Raw genomic sequence first — 18255 nt, 5'->3', positions numbered from 1 at the left:
ATGGCCGAGATGACGGACAACGGCCCCGCGGGCAAAATGATGGAGAGAAATGCGGGCGAGGGGCATCACCACGGCGTCTCCTTCGGCGAGGCCCTCAAGGTGTGGCTGCGCGTCGCCGCCTTGAGCTTCGGTGGTCCGGCCGGCCAGATTGCCGTCATGCACCGGATCGTCGTCGATGAGAAGCGATGGATCGGCGAGCACCGCTTTCTGCATGCGCTGAACTATTGCATGCTGCTCCCCGGACCCGAGGCGCAGCAGCTCGCCGTCTATATCGGCTGGCTGATGCACCGCACGCTGGGCGGTCTGGTTGCCGGCCTGCTGTTCGTCCTGCCCGGATTCCTGTCGATCCTCTGCCTCAGCTATATCTACGCGGCCTATGGCAGCGTCGGAATCGTCGCCGGCCTGTTTTTCGGGTTGAAGGCGGCGGTGCTTGCCGTGGTCGTGCAGGCCGTTATTCGCATCGGCAGCCGCGCGCTCAGGAATAAGGTCATGCTTGCGATCGCGGCGGCCGCCTTCGTCGCCATCTTCCTCTTCCATGTGCCGTTCCCGCTGATCGTGCTTGCCGCCGCCATCGCCGGCTTCCTCGGCGGCAGGCTCGGGTTGGCCGCCTTTCAAACCGGCGGTGGGCACAAGGCCGGAAGCGGTGCGGTGCTGTCCGATGCCGAGTCCGCGCTCGGGGAGGGCATACCCGATCATGCGCGCCCCAATCTCGGTTGGTCCCTGCGCATATCGGCGCTGCTGCTGGCGCTCTGGCTCGTGCCCGTCGCCGCCCTCTATGCGGCTTTCGGGGCACACGACGTTTTCACCGAGATCGGTCTGTTCTTCAGCAAGATGGCGGTCGTCACTTTCGGCGGTGCCTATGCAGCGCTCGCCTATGTCGCACAGGAGGCCGTGCAGCGTTTCGGCTGGCTGAAACCCGGCGAGATGCTCGATGGTTTGGGGATGGCCGAGACGACGCCGGGGCCGCTGATCATGGTGCTTCAGTTCGTCGGCTTCATGGGCGCCTATCGCAATCCCGGATCGCTCGATCCGATGCTGGCCGCCACACTTGCCGCGATCCTGACGACCTGGGTGACGTTCGTGCCCTGTTTCCTCTGGATCTTTCTTGGCGCGCCCTTCATCGAAAAACTGCGCGGCAATGTGGCGCTCGCCGGCGCGATGTCGGCAATTACCGCGGCGGTCGTCGGGGTCATTCTCAACCTTGCCATCTGGTTTGGCCTGCACACGCTGTTTGCCGATGTCGCGACCGTCCATCTTGGCGGCTTGCGGCTCGATATTCCCGTGCTGCAATCGGCCGTGCCGGCAGCAATGGCGCTGTCGGCCGCCGCCGCCATCGCGATCTTCCGGTTCAAGACGTCGGTCATCACCACGCTGCTTGCCTGTGCGATATCGGGAATGCTCTGGACGCTGGCCGTCAGCTAACGCTTATTTTATGCATGTCGTTATCCTGGGCGACATGCATCAGCCTTCCGCCCCTTCCGCGGAGATGCGCGTCGCCAGCATCTTGTCGATGCGCATGCCGTCCATATCGAGCACTTCGAAGCGCCAACTATCGAAAACGAAGGTTTCGCCGGCTTCAGGGATGTGCTGAAGCTGATGCAGCGCGAAGCCCGCAAGCGTATGGAAATCGGCATCCGGGCGATCACGCAGGCCCAGCCGTTCGAAGGCGTCGAAGGCCGGCATCATCGCGTCGATCAGCAGCGACCCGTCCTCGCGGACGACGATGTCGGGCTCCTCGTCGGATCCCGGCAGGTCGCCGGCGATGGCTTCGAGCAGGTCGGTCTGGGTGACGATGCCTTCCAGGCTGCCATATTCGTCGATGACGATGGCGAGGCGGACAGGTGAGGCCTTGAAACTGTCGAGCACGCGCACGACCGAGGTGCCCTCATGCAGCACCAGCGGCTGCTTGATCACCTCTATCGGCCGGACCTTGCCGCCGTCGAGAACCTGGTCGAGAAGGTCCTTCTTCAACACCATGCCGATCGGTTCGTCGATCGAGCCCCGGGCGACCAGCAATTGTTCGTGGCTGCATTCGCGGATGGTCTTCAGGATCTCGGCCTCGCTGTCGTCGGCGTCGAACCATTCGATATCGAGACGCGGGGTCATGATGTCGGAGATCGGCCTGTCGCCGATATTGAACACCCGCTCGACGAGCTGCTGCTGCACCTGGTTGAGAAGGCCGGCCTCCTGGCTTTCGGCGACCAGCAGCTTGAGTTCCTGCGGTGAATGGAACGATGATTCCCCGGTTCCGGCGCGAAGGCCGACGGCCCTGAGCACAAGATTGCCCATGCCGTTCAGAACAAAGATCGCCGGCTTGAACAGCACCAGGAAGAGTCCGAGCGGACGGACCACGGCAAGCGAGGTGGCCTCGCTGCGCTGAAGCGCCAGGCTTTTCGGCGCCAGCTCGCCGAGCACGATGTGGAGTGCCGTGATGATGACGAAGGCAATGACGATGGCGACGGTATGCGCGCCGGTTGCCGCCCATTGCCCGGGCAGCCAGGACAGCAGCGGCTCGATCAGGTGGGCAAGCGCCGGTTCGCCGACCCAGCCGAGCGCCAGCGACGAGATGGTGATGCCGAGCTGGGTGGCGGCAAGGTTGGCATCGAGATTGTCGACGGCGCGCTGGAGGGCGGAGGCGTTCATGCGGCCTGCCGCGGCAAGTTCGGTAACGCGGCTGCGCCTGACCGAAACCAGCGCGAATTCGGCGGCGACGAAGAAGCCGTTGGCGGCGACGAGAAGAAGCACGGCTAGTATCCCGACATAGTCGAAGACGCCGCCCGCGGATTCGGACATATTTTCCCTACCTCTGAATTGCTGCTCGCCCGAAACTACACGCTCGCACACAGGTAGCAAGGCGCGGGTCGCCATTCTTCCAGCGGTGATGCCGATGCCGGCTGTCGTCAGATGTGCGGTTTCTTGGTGCTGCACGCAAGAATGCGCAGTCGCACGCATGATTGATGCGCCTGGCGTTTATCTCTTCGGCGCTTCGAAGAGTTCGATCGGGTTTCCGGCCGGGTCCTCGAGCAGGATCTGCTTGCCGCCAATGCCCTGCACGATCTCGTTGCGAAAACGCGCGCCCGCCTGGCGCAGCGTGGCAACTTCCGCCTCCAAGTCGGCGACTTCGATCTGGATGCGATTCCATCCGCCGGGTTCAGGTTTTCGCCCGTCGGGCATTGCCTGGGACGCGCCGCCCGGACCGGTCGTGCCGCTGACGAGCAGACGAAAACCATCTCTTGTCAGGATGGCAAAGCTGGGCGCGGGATGAAGAGCGACTGAGAAGCCAAGATGTTTCGTGTAGAATTCCAGGGCGGCGTCGACGTCGTCGACGATGTAGCGCATGCTGATGCCGGGCATGATTTCCTCCATCACTGTTAGATCGAGCGATCCCACACGATGATCCGACAGCGCCGGGCGCTGGATCGGACGCGCAAAGGATGCTCCATGAATGAATCTGCGCCCAATCCCTCCGAAAATCGAATCGGATCTTCAGGGGCGCCTTGCCGGTTGCAGCCCCTGTTATTCATAAAGGTGCATAAGTCTAACCTGGAATATAAGCCCTGCGCCCCAGGCCTCGGATTCCATTACGAAAGTTTAATTTAAATTTCAGTTTCGGTTCATCTTTTCGGGCCTAGTTTCCTCCTGCGCCGAACATAAGGAGCCCGACATGAAAAAGATTTTTGCAGCTCTCCTATCCGCTTCCTTCCTTCTCTCCCCGATGGTTGTCTCCCAGGCCAGCGCTGATGATTATCGCCGCCCGCCTGTCGTCGTGCAGAAGAAGGTGATCGTCGAGAAAACGGTCGTGCGGCCGCACTGGAAGAAGGGCTACCGCGTCAACGCCAGCGAGCGTCGCCGCTTTCACGACGTCAACGACTACCGCCGTTACCGGCTGGCGCCCCCGCCGCGCGGCTATCGCTGGGTCCGCGCCGACAATGACTACCTGCTGATCGGCGTCACCAGCGGTGTGATCTCCAGCATCACTGCGGGTCGCTGATGGGGACAAGGGAAGGGTGGCTTTGGCCGCCCTTTCCGGTTCTGGGAGGGGTGTAGAGCTTCCGTTGGTGACTTGTGTGAAGACACCGTCTGGTGCAGAACGCCGTCTCGATCAGCGTCGTTGCTCTCCCCACGCTCCCTCATCCCTGTCCTCGGGCTCCCGAGGACAGGGATGAGGGAGCGTGGGGAGCGGCCCCGCCTAATTCTGCCGCCGTGCAGCCGTCATCCTCTTGGCGATAATACCAAGCAATCCCTTTGGTGTTCGATCAACCTCGCCATTCCCCTCATGCGTCAACGGATGCAGCCCGTCGATCGGCGGCAGCGGTTCACATTCCGTGCAGATGCAGCGGTAGGATTCGATTGCCGTCGCCTTCATGCCGCCTGCCTGTTCCAACTGGCGAAAGGGTCGGGCAGGTTGCGCCAGCGGTCGGGCGTGAAGGCTTCGGTTTCGACAAGACAGGCGTCGAGTTCTCGCCTGATCCAAGCCTCGTCCATCGGATCGGCGCCGATGAAGACGATTTCCTGGCGGCGGTCGCCCCAGACGGGGTCGAGATAGGGGCCGAGGGCGTTCAGGAAGCCTTGATCCAGCGGCCATTGTTCGCGCGGCACCGCCGCCCACCAGAGACCCATCTTGCCGGTGCGCACGAGCGCGCCCGCCTGGCTGATCTCGCCGACATGATGCGGGCGCGTCGCCAGCCAGAAGAATCCTTTGGCGCGCACCACGCCGGGCCATGTCCTGTCGAGAAAGGCCTGCAATTTTGCCGGATGAAAGGGCCGCTTTTCGCGATAGACGAAGGAGCGGATGCCGTATTCCTCGGTCTCCGGCACATGGTCCTTGAAGCCGTGCAGCTCCTTGTACCAGAGCGGATGGGTCTCGGCTTTGTCGATATCGAAGCGGCCGGTGCCGAGTACCTCTCTCAGCGCCACCTTGCCGAAATCCGCCTCGATCAGCTGCGCATCCGGGTTGAGGCCGGTGATGATTTTCCGCGCGGCGTCGCGTTCCGCTTCGCTTGCCCTGCCGATCTTGTTCAGCACCACGACATCGGCGAATTCGATCTGCTCGACCAGCAGGTCGACGATGGTTCTGGTATCGCCATCGCCTGCCGTTTCGCCGCGGTCGGCGAGGAAGTCGGCGGAGGCATAATCGGCGAGCAGGTTGGCGGCGTCGACGACGGTCACCATCGTATCCAGCCTCGCGATGTCGGAAAGGCTCTGACCGTTCTCGTCGCGGAATTCGAAGGTGGTGGCGACCGGCAGGGGCTCGGCGATGCCAGTGGATTCGATCAGCAGGTAATCGAAGCGGCCCTGATCAGCGAGCTGGCGCACTTCCTTCAACAGGTCGTCGCGCAGCGTGCAGCAGATGCAGCCGTTGGTCATCTCGACCAGTTGCTCCTCGGTGCGAGAGAGATTGGCGCCGCCATCGCGCACGAGCGCGGCGTCGATATTCACCTCGCTCATGTCGTTGACGATGACGGCAACGCGCATGCCTTCGCGATTGGCGAGCACGTGATTGAGCAGCGTCGTCTTGCCGGCGCCGAGAAAGCCGGAGAGCACCGTGACCGGAAGTCTGTTGTCCACGAAACCTCACTTATTAATGTTATATCATTACATAAATTGAGCCGAAAAAAGGCGGAACGGGGTCATCCGCCTCTTTCCGCCTCAGCTCTCCCTGCGGTGCCGCATGACAATCATGCGCTGGAGAGGCAATCCTTCATGCTCTCGGCGATGCCGCGCATGAGGGTGAAGTAGAGATCGGGGCCGGCCTTCAGCGTTGCCGCTTCGGGGTCGAGCACGCCGGACCTGGCGCTCGTGCCCTCGGTGACGACACTGACGAGGCGCGGCTCGAATTGCGGTTCGGCAAAGACGCAGGTGGCGCCGAGTTCGCCGACCTTGCGGTGGATCTCCGAAACGCGCTCCGCACCGGGAATGGTTTCCGGGCTGACGGTGATCGAACCGGCGACGCGGATGCCGTAGCGGTGCTCGAAATACTGGTAAGCGTCGTGGAAGACGATGAACGGCTTGTTCTTGACGGGAGCGACAGTGGCGGCGATCTCCTTGTCAAGCGCCGTCAGTTCGTCGTCCAGCGCCTTGGCATTGGCCTGGTAGGTCAGCGCATTGGCGGGATCGGCGGCGACCAGCGTCGTGGTGATCATGGCGGCCATCGCCTTGGCATTCATCGGGTCGAGCCAGAGATGCGTGTCGAAGGCGCCATGCTCATGCTCATGGTCATGGTCGTGCATGGTATCGGCGGCATGATCGTGGTCTTCACCTTCGGCCGAAGCGCCATGGTGCTCATCGCCATCCTCATGCGGCTCGAAGGCGCCGCCTTCGCGGAAGGGCAGCTTGACGAGGCCGGGGGCATTGTCGAGTTCGGCGATGCTGGCCTTCGAGCCGAGCGCCTGCAACGGCTTTTCCAGGAAAGCCTCGAGACCGGGGCCGGTCCAGAAGATCACCTTGGCTTCCTGGAGCGCGCGCGCATTCGACGGCTTTAGGCTGTAGGTATGCGGGGAGGCGGCGCCATCGACGATCAGTTCCGGTTCGCCTACACCCTGCATGATCGCTGCAACCAGCGAATGGATCGGCTTGATCGAGGTGACGACCACGGGCGCGTCGGCCGCCTGCATGGTGCCGGCAAAGAGCAGGACGGGCACGGCCAGCGCCGGGAGGGCGAGGGCGGCCGGAATTCTAAGGGCCAAGGTCTTCAGGGCTGGGCCCAGGGCGCGTATCATCGGATGCTCCGCTTGAATTGCAGATGTTATGTTATTACATCAATTGCGTTATGCTATAACGTGTGCAATAGCAGGATGCAACAGCGCTGTCGGAAAATTTGATGCTCTCTCCCGCAAATACGAAGGGCGAACCGCTGGTTTCGCTTGAGAATGTCGGCGTTCTGCGCAACGGCCGCTGGCTTGTGCGCGGCGTCGAATTTTCTGTCTCGCGCGGCGAGATCGTCACGCTGATCGGGCCGAACGGCTCGGGCAAATCGACGAGCGCCAAGGCGGCGATCGGTGTGCTGACGCCGAATGAGGGCAGGGTGGAGCGTCTGGCCGGCCTGAAGGTCGGCTATGTCCCGCAGAAGCTTGCGATCGACTGGACGCTGCCGCTTTCGGTGCGCCGGCTGATGACGCTGACCGGGCCCTTGCCGGAACGCGACATGCGTGCCGCGCTCGAAGCCGCCGGCATCGACCATATGCTGAATGCCGAGGTGCAGCATCTCTCCGGGGGCGAATTCCAGCGGGCGCTGATGGCGCGCGCCATTGCCCGCAAACCCGATCTGCTGGTGCTCGACGAGCCGGTGCAGGGTGTCGATTTCTCCGGCGAGATCGCGCTCTACGATCTGATCAAATCGATCCGCAATGCCAGCGGCTGCGGCATCCTGCTGATCTCGCACGATCTGCACGTCGTCATGGCGGAGACCGACACGGTCATCTGCCTCAACGGCCATGTCTGCTGCCGCGGCACGCCCGAAGCCGTCAGCCGCAGCCCGGAATATGTGCGCCTGTTCGGTAGCCGCGCGGCGCAGACGCTCGCCGTCTACAGCCATCATCATGACCATACCCATCTGCCGGACGGGCGGGTGCAGCATGCCGACGGCACGGTCACCGATCATTGCTTCCCTGAGGACGGGCATCATGCGCATGACGGTCACGCGCACGACCATGCTCACGCCCATGATCATGATGATCATCATGGAGATGAGCACCCGCATGCTCATTCCCACAGTGGGGAGGGCCGCCATGCTTGACGATTTCTTCGTTCGCGCCATCCTCGCCGGCGTCGGGCTGGCACTGACGACAGGGCCGCTCGGCTGCTTCATCATCTGGCGGCGCATGGCCTATTTCGGCGATACGATCGCCCATTCGGCGCTGCTCGGCGTCGCGCTGTCGCTGCTCTTCGAACTCAATCTGACGCTGGCCGTCTTTGCCGTCGCAGCTCTCGTATCGGTGTTGCTGCTCTTCCTGCAGAAGCGCCAGGCGCTGTCGGCCGATGCGCTGCTCGGCATCCTCTCGCATGCGACATTGGCGATCGGCCTCGTCATGGTCGCCTTCATGAGCTGGGTGCGGATCGATCTTATCGCCTTCCTGTTCGGCGACATCCTTGCTGTTTCAACGACCGACATCGCGCTGATCTGGGGTGGAGGGCTCTTCGTGCTCGTGGCGATGGCCTGGCTCTGGCGGCCGCTGCTGGCGGCAACCGTCAATGCCGAGCTTGCCGAGGCCGAGGGGCTGAAGCCGGAGCGGGCGCGGCTGTTCTTCATGCTTCTGATGGCCGTGGTAATCGCCATCGCCATGAAGATCGTCGGCATCATGCTGATCACCTCGCTGCTGATCATTCCGGCGGCTGCGGCGCGGCGCTTTTCGGCGACGCCGGAGATCATGGCGGTGCTCGCCTCGGTCATCGGGGCGGCTGCCGTCGTCGGCGGGCTGTTCGGCTCGCTCACCTACGACACGCCCTCCGGTCCCTCGATCGTGGTCGCGGCGCTGATCCTCTTCATGCTCAGCCTGCTTCCCCTCAGGCGGCGCCGCGCAGTCATGCAAGGACAAGGCTCATGACGACACCGCAACTCACCAAGAACCAGTCGCTGGTCTTCGAAGTGCTCGAAAAGGCCGAAGGGCCGCTCAGCGCCTATACCATCCTCGACAAGCTGCGCGATCACGGTTTTCGCGCGCCGCTGCAGGTCTACCGGGCGCTGGAAAAGTTGCTCGAATACGGTGTCGTCCACCGGCTGGAGAGCATCAATTCCTTCGTCGCCTGCGCCCATCCGGGCGACGACTGCCACAGCCACGGCATCGTCGCCTTCGCCATCTGCGAAAGCTGCGGCCAGGTGATGGAGTTCCACGACCACGAGGTCGACCACCGGCTGATGGGCTGGGTGCGAGGGCAGAAGTTCAAGCCCGAGAAGACGACGATCGAGATCCGCGGTTTGTGCGAGGCCTGTGCGGCGTAGGGCGTGCGGCGTTCTTTAGCAGGTCGCATCTCGCTGACAGGCAGCAGAGGAGAAATGTGACGGGGGAAAGTTGGCGGAGAGCGCCGCTCCCTCCACCCTCATTCCTGTGGCCTCGGGCTTCGCCCGAGGGATGTCACAGGAATCCAGCCACCGCGCGTCCGCGCGGTGAATGACTTCCTTAATTTTCAAAGAGTGTCTCGCGCCCAAGGCCTTGGGCGCGCTGGATTCCTGTGACGAGCACAGGAGGGTGGGGTGGGTGTTTTCCGCCAGATCTTGTGTTGGCGGAGGGAGATAGCCCTTATACCGTAGACCAGACAATTGCCGAATAATCTGCCGGGAGAAGCCAAGCCTACCGGGTTTGTCGCCATTTCTCTTTTTCAGAATGGCAATGGCCGCTGATTGACGCTGAAGCCGAGAAAGGTGAGGCCGGAGACCGGCCTCACCTTTTACGCTGCCGTAATGGCAAGCTCAGTTCGATCCGCCCTTGCCGGAACCGCCTTTGCCAGAGTCGCCGTTATCGCTCTTGCCAGAGCCGCCATTATCGCTCTTGCCGGAGCCGCCATTGTCGCCCTTGCCGGAGCCGCCATTATCGCCCTTGCCGGAACCGCCATTATCGCTCTTGCCGGAGCCGCCATTGTCGCTCTTGCCGGAGCCGCCATTGTCGCTCTTGCCGGAGCCGCCATTGTCGCTCTTTCCAGAGCCGCCATTGTCGCCCTTGCCGGAGCCGCCATTATCGCCCTTGCCGGAGCCGCCATTGTCGCTCTTGCCGGAGCCGCCATTGTCGCTCTTGCCGGAGCCGCCATTGTCGCTCTTGCCGGAGCCGCCATTGTCGCCCTTGCCGGAGCCGCCATTGTCGCTCTTGCCGGAGCCGCCATTGTCGCTCTTGCCGGAGCCGCCATTGTCGCCCTTGCCGGAGCCGCCATTGTCGCCCTTGCCGGAGCCGCCATTATCGCCCTTGCCGGAGCCGCCATTGTCGCTCTTGCCGGAGCCGCTATTGTCACTCTTGCCAGAGCCGCCGTTATCGCTCTTTCCAGGGCCGTCACTGTCGCCCTTGCCTGGACCGTCGTTGCTACCCTTGCCCGGACCGTCGTTGTCGCCCTTGCCACGGCCGTCCTTGCCACCTTTGCCGTGACCTTCCTTGTCGCCTTTGCCCGGGCCGTCCTTGCCGTGTCCGTGATCCTTGCCGCCTTTGTCGCCGCGGTGATGGTCATGGTCCTTGCCGCCGTGGTTGTCTTTGCCATGGCCGCCCTTGCCATGATCATGATCTTTGCCGCCCTTGCCATCGCCATGATGGTCGTGGCCATGGCCATGGCCGTGGCCGTGGCCGTGACCGTTGTCGTCGCCACCATTGTTGCCGGTGTCGTCGCCACCATTGTCGCCGTTGTCGCCGGTGTCGTCGCTACCGTTGTCGTCAGTGCCGTTTCCGCCGCCGTCCGCAACCTGATCACCGCCGCCTTTACCGCTGTTCTCGGAAGTCGAGCTGGTGCTCGATGACTTCTTGCCGCCGCCGGTGCCCAGGCTGTTGGGGTCGCTATCCCTCGGGCTGAACTTGCTGCCGGCCGGAATGGATCGCGTCGGCATGCACAGCCGGTATTCGAGTGTGCCGCGCACGGCGGTATTGCAATTCACGACTGCCGGGGCTGCCGTTGCCAGGCTGCTGCTTGCCAGAAGAAAAGCAACGGCGACGCTGAATTTCGATGCTCTGCTGATCATTTCAACCGTCTCCCAAGGTTAACCGAATGTTAATGGGGAGATTTCTTATACTAACAATGAATTAACGTGAATAATAATCGATGGTTAATCTGTGTCGCTCCTACAATAAGGTTAAATTCGCAAGTATAAAATTTTAATAAATTTTTATTCCTGCCGTGTTATTGTCTGCGAGGAAATAAGGAGAATCGGCTATGAAGCGCCTCTTTTCTCTTGCTGCAATTTTATGTTTTCTTGTGCCTTTCCAGGCTGTTGCCGGGTCGTCGCTGCCTGTGACGCGAAGCATCGGCGCGCCCGTTGGCTTCGCGGCGGCCTGCGCCAAGTACAAGTGGCTGTGCGGCAGGATGGCGGGGCAACAGCGGGACGACACGGCAGGCATAGCGCTTCTTCAAAAGGTCAACCGTGCCGTAAACGGACGCATTGTTCCCGCAGAAGACCGTCCGTCTTCCCACGGAGATGTCTGGTCGCTCCCGGTTGCGGGCCGTGGCGACTGTGAGGACTACGCTCTCCAGAAGATGAAGGACCTGGTCGAGGCTGGTTTTCCATCGAACCGGCTGGCGCTTTCGGTGGTCATTGGGCCGCATGATCAAAACCATGTCGTTCTCATTGCCCGGACGGATGGCGGCGATTTTGTGCTCGACAATCTGAGCAGCGCGGTCAGGCCCTGGCGCACGACGGGCTATACGTTTCTGGCCACTCAGGATTTCCAATCGCGGACGAGTTGGCGCGTGACGCTTGCCGGTCCCCGCGCGGGTGAGTTCTCTTAAGGGGCGTCGCCGTTTAGACGCCAAGATGCCCGGCGCCACCGCGAACAACGCCAAAATTGGGTGCAGATAGCGGTAAATTCGACGAAGAATTGTGTGTCCAACCCGGCGCCTGGTGCGCGCCTGATGTAAGAATCGGAAACACTTTGTGACTAAGTGCCTCCAAAAGCAGCGTTTTTTGACTTGCCGCGTAAGGAGAGATGAAGGATATTCTGCAAACGTTGAGGGAAGCCTTCATGATCAGAATGATTGAAAACCCTGCCGAACTGGCTGGCGAAGATATCACCGGCAAATATATTCTCCGAAAGCTGAACTATCATTGGTTCGCCTACGGCAAGGCGGCGATTGTGACTGCCTGCAAGGGAACGATCCTGCATCTCGAGCGGGAAGAAACGGTCTATTCCGAGCGTTGGGGCCGTCGCGCCTATACCGGAACCGGCAAGCGTTACCCCGGCGGCATCTGTCCCATTTCGGCTGTCGCCTGCGTTTGCGATACGCCGGATGACGTCAATGCCGTCATTCAATTGGATGTCGAAGCGCAGGACGAATTCTACCAGCTGATCGCCAAGGCGGAAGCCAGGGTTCAGGCTCTTGCCTCTTCCTCACGAAACAGCCAGTTTCTCGAAGCTGCCGAATAAGGTTTTTCAACGAGATCGGCCTGGAGCTGTCAGCCGGATGCCTGGCCGCGACAGCAATTCGAAATGCCGCAGCCTTCCTTGCGCGTCTGAAAAGACGCCTGCGCCGTAGACTGCCACCTCTCTCCGGCCTCATCTGGAGGTGCACCCAGGAGGGACTGGCCACCACTTCTCAATTGCCCGATCAGCCGATCTGCTTGAGATCGCGAGCGAAGCGTTGCCAGTTGGCCACGTAGTTTTCCGCCGAGCGGCGGATGGCGTCGATTGCGGCGTCGTCGAGCAGACGCACGGCGCGGGCAGGCGCCCCGACAATCAGGGAATTGTCGGGGAATTGTTTGCCTTCGGTCACCAGCGCATTAGCACCGACGAGGCAATTGTTGCCGATCTTGGCGCCGTTCAGGATCGTGGCGCCCATGCCGATCAGCACATTGTCTCCCAGCGTGCAGCCGTGGAGGATGGCGTGGTGGCCGATGGTGCAGCCTTTGCCCGTGGTCAGCGGGAAGCCCATGTCGGTATGGGCCATCACGCCTTCCTGGATATTGGTGCCTTCGCCGACGGTAATCTTCTCGTTGTCGCCGCGCAGCACGGCGCCGAACCAGACGCCGACATTCTCGCCGAGTTCGACCTGGCCGATGATATTGGCGTCCGGTGCGATCCAATAGAGGCCGGCGGCGGGCAGTTTCGGCGTCGATCCGCCGAGCGCATAGACGGGCATGGCTCTCTCCTCAGACGACCTCGACCGATAAGGTGGCGACGCCGTCGATGCCGCAACTGATGCGGTCGCCCCTGGTAACCGCGCCGACGCCTGCGGGCGTGCCCGTCATGATGATATCGCCGGGCGCCAGGGTAAAGAGCTTCGACAGCTCGGCGATGATCTCCGGCACCTTCCAGATCATCTGGTTGAGATTGCCGTCCTGGACCCGCTTGCCGTTCTGCTCCAGCCAGATCCGGCCTTCGCCGGGGTGGCCGAGGCGGCTCGCCGGTATGATGGCCGAAACGGGGGCCGAATGTTCGAAGGCTTTGGCGACTTCCCAGGGGCGGCCGAGCTTCTTGGCCTCGCCCTGCAGGTCGCGCCGGGTGAAATCGATGCCGACGGCATAGCCGTAAATGCAGTCGAGCGCTTGCCCGGCCTCGATATTCGCGCCGCCGGATTTCAGCGCCAGCACGCATTCGACCTCGTAATGCACGTCCTTTGAGAGGGGCGGATAGGGAAAAGCGCTGCCTGCCGGCAGCAGGTTCTCGGCATTCTTCTGGAAGAAGAAGGGAGGTTCGCGGGTGGGATCATGGCCCATTTCGATCGCATGGTCGGCATAATTGCGCCCGACGCAATAGACGCGACGCACCGGAAAGCGCTCATCGCTGCCTTCGACCGGCAGCAGAACCGGTTTGGGAAGCGGGATGACAGTGGCGGGATCGGACATGAGCGGGCTCTTCCTGGTTGACGAGTCTTGGGGCATCTTAGACGGAAAACAATGCGCCGGGGAAGCATTCTCAGCAGATTGACGCTCCCGCCGGCAGGGGATACCCTTGCCTGTATGAACGGGATTTTTGCAGTTTCGATGATGTCTAGCACCACCGCCTGGGCGGTGGGTAGCAGGCGCGTGAACTGAATTCCGTTCATTGCTGCCGAGACCCAACCCGCCGGAAACGAGCGGGTTTTTTCATGTCCGCTCGTCTGTGGCCATTCGAGGACGAGATCGTGGACGATATCCAGAAACATATTCTTGCGGAGCGGGCGCTCGCCGCCGCCCGCCGCTGCTTCGCCAACCGTTATACCGGGGCCGCTTTCGCTTACGCCACCGGCTCGCTGCTGCGCGGCGAAGGTACAGCCTTTTCGGATATCGACCTCGTCGTCGTGTTTTCGTCGGTGGAACGAGCCTGGCGGGAATCCTTCACCCATGAGGGCTTCCCGGTCGAGGCCTTTGTCCACGATGAAGAGACGCTGGCGCATTATATCCATGCCGACGCGGAGAGCGGCTGCCCTGTCATGGCCAGCATGGTCGCCACGGGTCGCGTAGTGGGACCGGATATCAAGCGCGCGCATCTCGTGCAGGCTAAGGCGGCGGCAATGCTGGCTGCAGGGCCGCAACCGCTTGCCGGGGCGCGCTACGATATGCTGCGCTATCAGGTCACCGATCTTGCCGATCTGCGTGGGACGCGCCCGCCCGAAGAAATCGCGGCGATCGCCGCGCAACTCTATCAGAAGCTCGCCGATCTCATTCTCCTCGGACGCGGCGAATGGACCGGTCGCGGAAAGTGGGCGCCGCGTCTTATCGGCAGGCTCGATGCGCAACTGGCGGCGGAATTCGACGCGGCCTTCAGGCTGGCGGCTGGCGGCGAGGGTGCGAGATTGCTGGCTTTCGCCGACGGCGAGCTTGCCTTGCATGGCGGCCGCTATTTCGAAGGCTTCAGGCAGGACGCGCCGCTGGAGGCACGGCGCCTGGAATAACCAGGCTGCCAGGCGCAAGCGCTCAGGAGCCTGATCCTAGCCGAGTGCGCCTTGGGCCGCGCAGATCCTGTCGATCAGAGCATCGAGTTCACCCCTCGGCGGACGGCTTGTGGCCAGACGCTGCTTGAGGTGCATGATCGGCTCGGCCAGGATTTCATCGAGGCTCTCGGCGCAGGTGAAGTCGCCCGCGACGCGCTTGACCTTCGAATTATCGAAGATCGCCGTCCAGGCCTTGTCGCCGAGCAGCGGGCCTGCCCATTCCGGATTGTACCGGATCAGCGTGTCCGTCGGCACGTGGACGATCTTCACTTCGGCGCCCAGCAATCTTGCGATCGTCTTTTGGATATCGTCCCAGATATGCGCGCGATCGGAGGTGATGTGGAAAATATCGTTGAGCGCGGCTCGTTTGCCGAAAAGCCCGACGAAAGGCCCGGCGAAATCGATTGAGCGGGTCAGCGTCCAGGGCGTGTGGCCGTCGCCCGCTACGATGATGGGTTCACCGTCCAGCATGCGTCTCGCCATGACATCGCTGTCGCCCATCATGATCGGCAGGCCGGTGCGGACGGTGTGGCTGGGGCGGACGATCGTCCAGGCGAGGTTGCCGGCCTTTTTGAGCAGGTCTTCGCAGGCGATCTTGGCCTGGCTGTAAGGCCAGTAGGGATTGATCGCCGGCGTCTCCTCGGTGATCACGTAGTGACGCGGCGGCTTTTCATAGACGGAGGCCGAAGAGATGAAAATATACTGGCCGCAATTGCCCGAGAACAGCGCGATGTCGCGCTCCACTTGATCCGGGGTGAAGGCGATGAATTGGCAGACGACGTCATAATTGGCCTTGGCGCGATCCGCATAGGTGTTCGATCCCAATTCGCCGACGATCGAGGTCACCCCCGCGGGCAAGGCAGCACTTCTCAAGCCGCGATTGTAGACGCTGACATGATGACCCTCGGCAACGGCACGCTCGACGCATGGATAGGAGATCTGGCCGGTGCCGCCAATGAAGAGAACTTTCAAAGTCATGGAAGTGACCTCGGGGTCTATGGGCGGGAATTCTGACCATTCTTCATAGCGCGAAAGACGGCGGGCGTCTCCCGCAAAACTCCGCTGGGAGCATGGGAATGAGCGGCGGCAGCAATACTTCAGATCGCCGCCGCGCCGACCGGCAGCGCCTATGCATGTGCCTTGCGACGGGCTGCGACGACAACCCAGATCGATGACAGCAGGAAGTAGAAGGCGCCGAACCCGGCATAGGGCACGATATCGAGGATCGTCGGCGCGGCGGCGGCAGAGGACTGGCTGATCATGTAGCCCCCGGCAAGGGCCGATTGCGCGCCGCTCAGGATCATGACCCATTGGGCGCCGTAGATGCGCCAGCGCCTTACGCCGGTATAGAGCTGTAACAGGCCCGAGAGGATCGCCCAAGTCCCGAACACGGCCAGCACCGCGTAGTTGCTGTAGCCAAGCGCAATGGCGACGGCGAGCGCCGTGACGGTGCTGACGGCGACGTTCAACGTCTGGGACGGGTTGGCCTGCAGGCCGCCATTGACCCGGGCGTCGACCAGATTGGCCAGCGCATCCCACAGGGGATAGACCACCAGCAGAAAGGCCGCCGCGCGTGGCTGCCCGGCAAGGAGAATGGCGGCGGCAATCCAGATCACCGAGAAGGCGGCGCGCGTGAAATAATAGGATCTCAACCAGTCTAACTGGAGGGAAGATTGAGTTGGCATCGGCAGGTTCCTTCGTGATTGTCTGCCTACTAGTAGGTAGATCAAAAAGTGGAGTCAACGCCGCGGTCGCACACCTTCTTTTGATACCGGCGATGCAGCGAAAGACTTGACAATCTGCCTACCAGAAGGTAGGCGGCGCCATGAAATCAACGGCTTCGACGTCCGACAAAATTCTCGACATCGCCCAGTCGCTCATCGTGGCGGGCGGCTACAACGGCTTCAGTTATGCCGACATCTCGGCTGCGATCGGCATCAGGAAGGCCAGCATCCACCATCATTTTCCGACAAAGGCGGAGCTGGCTTCGGTGCTGGTGGATCGTTACGTCAAGCAGGCGGAGGCGGGTTTGCAGTCGCTGCGCGAGCAGGCTGCAAGCCCCGCCGACCAATTGCATCTCTACATCAACTATTGGCACACATGCATTCGCGATGCCTCGCAGCCTTTCTGCGTCTGCGCGATGCTGGCGAGCGAAGTGCAGATGCTGCCGGACGAGGTCGCCTCACGCGTCCGCGCCCATTTCCAGGGGCTGGCGGCATGGCTGACCTCCGTGCTGCAGGCAGGCGTCGAGCAAGGCCTGTTCCGGCTGGACCGGCGGCCGGAAGAGCAGGCGCAAATGCTGATGGCTTCCGTCCATGGCGCGATGCTCTCTGCGAGGGCGCTCGGCGATCCCGGACTGTTCATCGCAGTCGTTGCCCCTGAAATTGCAAGGCTGCGGCCTGCGGATCGTTAGGCTCCGTGCTCGGCGGATTCTGAGCCGCAGCCGGGATGGCCGCATCTGCCGTCAGGCCCTTGCCAATGCGCCTTTCCACAAGAGCAACGCGCGGCGTTTATTTATTGCGGGTTGATGAGATCATCGGGATCAAACCTGTACATATGACTGAGTTTTGTTTTCGCGCATTCGGAATGAGCCCAGAGTGTTTGGGTCGGTTGATCTTCTCCGACAAACCAGAGGTTGGACACTTCGATATGGACGGCTTTTACATCATCTTCTTCTATGGTTTCGCCGCAAAACCAACAGCTGAATTCTGGCACGCGTCGCTTCCTGTGTTTGTCAGTAATGGGATCTGGTGTCAGAAGAATGCGGGCGACCGCGGTGCGCCAATAGCGGACATTGCGATCATCTTCAAAGCCGATAGTATCCATCGTATTCTACGTCTGCCCCAAAGCCGAGGCGCACATAATGCAGGATGATGAAGCCAACCCTAGTCTTGCTCTTGGCCTTTACAGGGTCAGCGTGCTCGTCGGCTGTATCTTTCTTATCACATGTCTCTTCCGGGACATGTTCAGCGCGACCGCTGCCGTTAATCGGCTTTCAGCTGCAGCAAACAATTTTCACTACACTGAGCGGTGTGATTCTTACGGCAATCTGATTGACACAGGCGAACCTAACTGTGTTGATCTGGGTGATTATCTGCTCATAAATGGCCCTGTTCTCGAGGCTCTTCGAAGAGCATGTGCATATGGTTCAACACCGGCTATGCTGATACTTGAGAAAGGCAAAGCGTCGAGGATCGAGATCGCTCGCGTGGAAAAGTCCTTGGCTTGGCGAGTGGCGAACAAAGTAAGCGGCCCCTGCTAACCGCCTACCACAGCACCTGGACGAAACCAAACTGTAATCCCCACAATGACAGCTTCGGGCCAAACTCGGATATGGTGGTGAGCGCTACATCTACATGGTGGCATCATGTACCGGAAACCCGAGTGTCATTGTCAGCCTTGCACAAATCACTGATATCCAACCCGTCCACAGACCGGGCTCCACATTGCCTTCGAGGATAAGGCCGCTTGGTTCGGCTGATGCTGTAATGTAATCAGCATACTCTTCTTCGCCGTACCAACAGGGCATTTGGGTACCTTCGACCCAACCGTCCATGCTGCGGTAAACCTCCCCGATCGTTTTCCATTGATCATCGGAAAGATGCGGCCCAACATTGAGTGTAATGGTCTGCTGCATGGTGCCGGTTCCAAATTTCACTAAGGGCTTTTAGCGGCGACGTTGATGTCCGCGAAGAGCCGAAAGTGGCCGCCGGTAGCATA

21 protein-coding genes are annotated in these 18255 nt (G+C 61.4%); 9 read left to right on the top strand and 12 right to left on the bottom strand.

Going from position 1 to position 18255, the window contains the following annotated elements:
* Complete coding sequence (gene chrA, locus AMK05_RS14085; protein ID WP_064839355.1) at positions 1-1422, top strand: chromate efflux transporter; 1422 nt, start codon at positions 1-3, stop codon at positions 1420-1422.
* A 39-nt stretch (positions 1423-1461) separates the two neighbouring features.
* On the opposite strand, the gene AMK05_RS14080 is transcribed toward chrA, so the two are convergent.
* Together AMK05_RS14080 and AMK05_RS14075 are read right to left on the bottom strand one after the other, a co-directional pair.
* A complete protein-coding gene (locus AMK05_RS14080) occupies positions 1462-2793 on the bottom strand; it encodes a hemolysin family protein (protein ID WP_064839353.1) in 1332 nt (443 codons plus the stop codon).
* A gap of 177 nt (positions 2794-2970) precedes the next feature.
* Entirely contained in the window at positions 2971-3354 is a 384-nt protein-coding gene (locus AMK05_RS14075) for a VOC family protein (RefSeq protein WP_064841381.1), read from the bottom strand.
* 310 nt (positions 3355-3664) lie between these two features.
* On the opposite strand from AMK05_RS14075, the gene AMK05_RS14070 reads away from it, so the two are divergent.
* Positions 3665-3991 carry an RcnB family protein gene (locus AMK05_RS14070; protein WP_064839352.1) on the top strand — a complete coding sequence of 109 codons (327 nt, stop codon included), beginning with the start codon at positions 3665-3667 and terminating at the stop codon, positions 3989-3991.
* Positions 3992-4189: 198 nt separating this feature from the next.
* On the opposite strand, the gene AMK05_RS35240 is transcribed toward AMK05_RS14070, so the two are convergent.
* From AMK05_RS35240 to znuA, 3 genes are all read right to left on the bottom strand, one after another.
* The gene (locus AMK05_RS35240; protein ID WP_171899788.1) at positions 4190-4366 is read right to left on the bottom strand and encodes a hypothetical protein; all 177 of its coding nucleotides are present in this window, start codon (positions 4364-4366) and stop codon (positions 4190-4192) included.
* Complete coding sequence (zigA, locus tag AMK05_RS14065; protein WP_064839351.1) at positions 4363-5568, bottom strand: zinc metallochaperone GTPase ZigA; 1206 nt, start codon at positions 5566-5568, stop codon at positions 4363-4365. Before zigA ends, AMK05_RS35240 begins: the two co-directional genes overlap by 4 nt.
* 110 nt (positions 5569-5678) lie before the next feature.
* Positions 5679-6719: a zinc ABC transporter substrate-binding protein ZnuA gene (gene znuA / locus AMK05_RS14060; protein WP_064839350.1), complete on the bottom strand. Its 1041-nt coding sequence runs from the start codon at positions 6717-6719 to the stop codon at positions 5679-5681.
* Between the two features lie 101 nt (positions 6720-6820).
* On the opposite strand from znuA, the gene AMK05_RS14055 reads away from it, so the two are divergent.
* Genes AMK05_RS14055 through AMK05_RS14045 form a run of 3 tightly spaced genes read left to right on the top strand, consistent with a single transcriptional unit; the run spans position 6821 to position 8938 of the window.
* A complete protein-coding gene (locus AMK05_RS14055) occupies positions 6821-7735 on the top strand; it encodes an ATP-binding cassette domain-containing protein (protein ID WP_064839348.1) in 915 nt (304 codons plus the stop codon).
* Complete coding sequence (gene znuB / locus AMK05_RS14050) at positions 7728-8543, top strand: zinc ABC transporter permease subunit ZnuB (protein WP_064839346.1); 816 nt, start codon at positions 7728-7730, stop codon at positions 8541-8543. Before AMK05_RS14055 ends, znuB begins: the two co-directional genes overlap by 8 nt.
* Positions 8540-8938 (top strand): Fur family transcriptional regulator, encoded by a 399-nt coding sequence (locus AMK05_RS14045; RefSeq protein ID WP_064839344.1) that lies wholly within the window; start codon positions 8540-8542, stop codon positions 8936-8938. Before znuB ends, AMK05_RS14045 begins: the two co-directional genes overlap by 4 nt.
* 468 nt (positions 8939-9406) lie before the next feature.
* On the opposite strand, the gene AMK05_RS14040 is transcribed toward AMK05_RS14045, so the two are convergent.
* Positions 9407-10651 carry a hypothetical protein gene (locus AMK05_RS14040; protein WP_064839342.1) on the bottom strand — a complete coding sequence of 415 codons (1245 nt, stop codon included), beginning with the start codon at positions 10649-10651 and terminating at the stop codon, positions 9407-9409.
* Positions 10652-10842: 191 nt separating this feature from the next.
* Here AMK05_RS14040 and AMK05_RS14035 point away from each other — a divergent pair, with 191 nt between their 5' ends.
* Positions 10843-11415, top strand: a complete 573-nt coding sequence (locus AMK05_RS14035) for a transglutaminase-like cysteine peptidase (protein ID WP_064839340.1) — start codon at positions 10843-10845, stop codon at positions 11413-11415.
* A 233-nt stretch (positions 11416-11648) separates the two neighbouring features.
* Positions 11649-12050, top strand: a complete 402-nt coding sequence (locus tag AMK05_RS14030) for a hypothetical protein (RefSeq protein ID WP_064841380.1) — start codon at positions 11649-11651, stop codon at positions 12048-12050.
* Positions 12051-12231: 181 nt separating this feature from the next.
* Here the strand turns inward: AMK05_RS14030 and AMK05_RS14025 are convergent, their stop codons facing one another.
* Both AMK05_RS14025 and AMK05_RS14020 read right to left on the bottom strand, forming a co-directional pair.
* On the bottom strand, positions 12232-12762 hold the full coding sequence (locus AMK05_RS14025; protein ID WP_064839338.1) for a gamma carbonic anhydrase family protein: 531 nt from the start codon (positions 12760-12762) through the stop codon (positions 12232-12234).
* A 10-nt stretch (positions 12763-12772) separates the two neighbouring features.
* The gene (locus tag AMK05_RS14020; protein ID WP_064839336.1) at positions 12773-13468 is read right to left on the bottom strand and encodes a fumarylacetoacetate hydrolase family protein; all 696 of its coding nucleotides are present in this window, start codon (positions 13466-13468) and stop codon (positions 12773-12775) included.
* A gap of 242 nt (positions 13469-13710) precedes the next feature.
* Here AMK05_RS14020 and AMK05_RS14015 point away from each other — a divergent pair, with 242 nt between their 5' ends.
* The gene (locus AMK05_RS14015) at positions 13711-14496 is read left to right on the top strand and encodes a nucleotidyltransferase domain-containing protein (protein ID WP_442966231.1); all 786 of its coding nucleotides are present in this window, start codon (positions 13711-13713) and stop codon (positions 14494-14496) included.
* A 36-nt stretch (positions 14497-14532) separates the two neighbouring features.
* Here AMK05_RS14015 and AMK05_RS14010 read toward each other — a convergent pair whose 3' ends face one another.
* Both AMK05_RS14010 and AMK05_RS14005 read right to left on the bottom strand, forming a co-directional pair.
* A complete protein-coding gene (locus AMK05_RS14010) occupies positions 14533-15513 on the bottom strand; it encodes an SDR family oxidoreductase (RefSeq protein ID WP_064839335.1) in 981 nt (326 codons plus the stop codon).
* 149 nt (positions 15514-15662) lie between these two features.
* Positions 15663-16220 (bottom strand): DUF308 domain-containing protein, encoded by a 558-nt coding sequence (locus tag AMK05_RS14005; RefSeq protein WP_064839334.1) that lies wholly within the window; start codon positions 16218-16220, stop codon positions 15663-15665.
* 140 nt (positions 16221-16360) lie between these two features.
* On the opposite strand from AMK05_RS14005, the gene AMK05_RS14000 reads away from it, so the two are divergent.
* The gene (locus AMK05_RS14000) at positions 16361-16948 is read left to right on the top strand and encodes a TetR/AcrR family transcriptional regulator (RefSeq protein ID WP_064839330.1); all 588 of its coding nucleotides are present in this window, start codon (positions 16361-16363) and stop codon (positions 16946-16948) included.
* A gap of 101 nt (positions 16949-17049) precedes the next feature.
* Here the strand turns inward: AMK05_RS14000 and AMK05_RS34560 are convergent, their stop codons facing one another.
* A complete protein-coding gene (locus AMK05_RS34560) occupies positions 17050-17361 on the bottom strand; it encodes a hypothetical protein (RefSeq protein WP_143535835.1) in 312 nt (103 codons plus the stop codon).
* A gap of 526 nt (positions 17362-17887) precedes the next feature.
* Positions 17888-18172, bottom strand: a complete 285-nt coding sequence (locus AMK05_RS13990) for a hypothetical protein (RefSeq protein ID WP_064839327.1) — start codon at positions 18170-18172, stop codon at positions 17888-17890.
* Positions 18173-18255 lie beyond the last annotated feature (83 nt).

This window comes from Rhizobium sp. N324, assembly GCF_001664485.1.
Classification (GTDB): Bacteria; Pseudomonadota; Alphaproteobacteria; order Rhizobiales; family Rhizobiaceae; genus Rhizobium.
This window is presented reverse-complemented; position numbering and strand designations above follow the sequence as displayed.